This is a genomic window from Mycobacterium sp. TH-M11 (genome assembly GCF_057473725.1).
Window position 1 is genome coordinate 1 of the sequence record NZ_JBYCLD010000542.1, and the last position, 1608, is coordinate 1608.

3 protein-coding genes are annotated in these 1608 nt (G+C 63.2%); all 3 read left to right on the forward strand.

Features of this window, described 5'->3' with window-relative positions:
• Positions 1 to 4: 4 nt before the first annotated feature.
• Positions 5 to 541, forward strand: coding sequence for a hypothetical protein (locus AC2VOG_RS20490; protein ID WP_486941653.1), 537 nt, complete (start codon positions 5 to 7; stop codon positions 539 to 541).
• Positions 542 to 633: 92 nt separating this feature from the next.
• Positions 634 to 1104: an MTB12 C-terminal domain-containing protein gene (locus AC2VOG_RS20495; RefSeq protein WP_486941651.1), complete on the forward strand. Its 471-nt coding sequence runs from the start codon at positions 634 to 636 to the stop codon at positions 1102 to 1104.
• Between the two features lie 224 nt (positions 1105 to 1328).
• Positions 1329 to 1496: a hypothetical protein gene (locus AC2VOG_RS20500; protein ID WP_486941652.1), complete on the forward strand. Its 168-nt coding sequence runs from the start codon at positions 1329 to 1331 to the stop codon at positions 1494 to 1496.
• Positions 1497 to 1608 lie beyond the last annotated feature (112 nt).

A 1608-nucleotide genomic window follows, 5' to 3' on the forward strand; every position in this document is an offset into this window, starting at 1 on the left:
CATTATGTTTGCAGCGTTCGGATTCGAAACCTTGGGTGTGGTGATCGGAGACATGTTTTTCGTCGACCCGACACCGAACGAAGGTCAGGAAACCCCCGAGCGTGGGGTTCGACTGGAACTGCGCATGGTCGACAAGGGTGAACCGCGAGGCTCAATCTACGCCGGAGTGCCGATTTCGCTCGCGAAGCCGGTGTGGCGAGTGGACCTGTTCGGGTCCACCGAGAGCCCGCCTGGGACGTTGGACCGTGCGCACCACCATCCCCGCTTCACCGACTGGGAGCCTGGCCGTCGCAACTTCGCTCCCGAACTATCGGCCGATCCCGTCGGGTGGCTGGCCGGCGAACTGGCCGACCCAGACGCGATACTGACCCGCGCGGGCGTCGACCCGGAACAGATCAGCGACGCCGATAAGGCCGGCCTGGCCGCGGCGGCCCCCGACATCGTGGCCACCGTCAAGCGGATGCTCGACGGCGTGCGCGACGGCGAGCTGGCGCCGGCACCCGCCGAGCCGGTTGCGGCGGCTCGCACGGGCTGGCTCTGAGCCCGCTTCCCCAGTAACCGCAACGCGGTGGCCGCACCATCCCGCCAGTTGACGCACAGATGGGTGGCAGCCAACGCAGCTACAGTAGGTGCATGAAGGGCGCAGTTGTCGCGTTGCTGCTCGTCGTATCACTGGCTGCTCCCGCAACGGCTCATGCGAATGATTCTGGGCCGTCGGTTGATCAGGTGGTCGCCCTCATGAATGCGTTGACAGATCCGGACATTCCCGCTCTGAACAAAGCCAATATCGTCACGCCCGGATTCACCCCCGATGAAGCCGAAACCATCGACGACCATCTGAACCGGCTGCGGATAGGCGGCGGGTGTGGCCCCTACCTACCGGCGCACTTTGTCGTCACAGACATTGCTGCTGCGCCCAATCACTCTGCCGGGGCGACGGTGTCCCTTCCTCGCGGACGCCGAAGCACACCGCCTGGGCCAATAGTGTTGGTAAATAAAGACGGTCAATGGTTGATCACCCGTGACACTGCTATGACCGCGCTGGATGCATTCTGGTACAACGCGACTCGGTACATCATGCACGGCAAGAGCATGTCTTGCTGATCGCAGTCGTAGTTGAACTCCGCTCGGTGTTCTCGAATGGGAGAACCCGGTGATGTTCAGGCACACATTTTTTACGGTATCGCCGCTGCGACGATGATATCAGCGCTGATCTACCCTGGCGGCCACGCTGATCACTTCGCCCGCAACGGGTTACAGGGGCGGCTCAACCCTTTACGGTCGCCGCTTTAGAGTCCGGGCTCGACTTCATGCCGATGGCGTGGGCGATGTTCCAATCGGGCCAACGGCACCTACCGGGCCGCAATCAGTTGCGGCTGAGCCATATCGATTGCGGCGCCGACGCGGTCGTCGAGGTCGGCTGCGCGAAACGTCACCCGGTACCACCCGAGGACCTCGGTGTGGAATTGATCAAGCGAAGCCCGCGGGGCGCCTGATTCAGAACTGTGCCGCCCACAGTGCGTCGGCGCGGGTATCGGCGTGCGGGTATTCGTCGTCGGGCAGGTGTACTGAGTGGTGCTGTTCGGCCCAGTCGACAAGATCTGCCTC

Excerpts from the sequence above, each read along its gene's own strand:
- AC2VOG_RS20490 (WP_486941653.1), top strand. The coding sequence starts at position 5 with ATGTTTGCAGCGTTCGGATTCGAAACCTTGGGTGTGGTGATCGGAGAC.
- AC2VOG_RS20495 (WP_486941651.1), top strand. The coding sequence starts at position 634 with ATGAAGGGCGCAGTTGTCGCGTTGCTGCTCGTCGTATCACTGGCTGCT.
- AC2VOG_RS20500 (WP_486941652.1), top strand. The coding sequence starts at position 1,329 with ATGTTCCAATCGGGCCAACGGCACCTACCGGGCCGCAATCAGTTGCGG.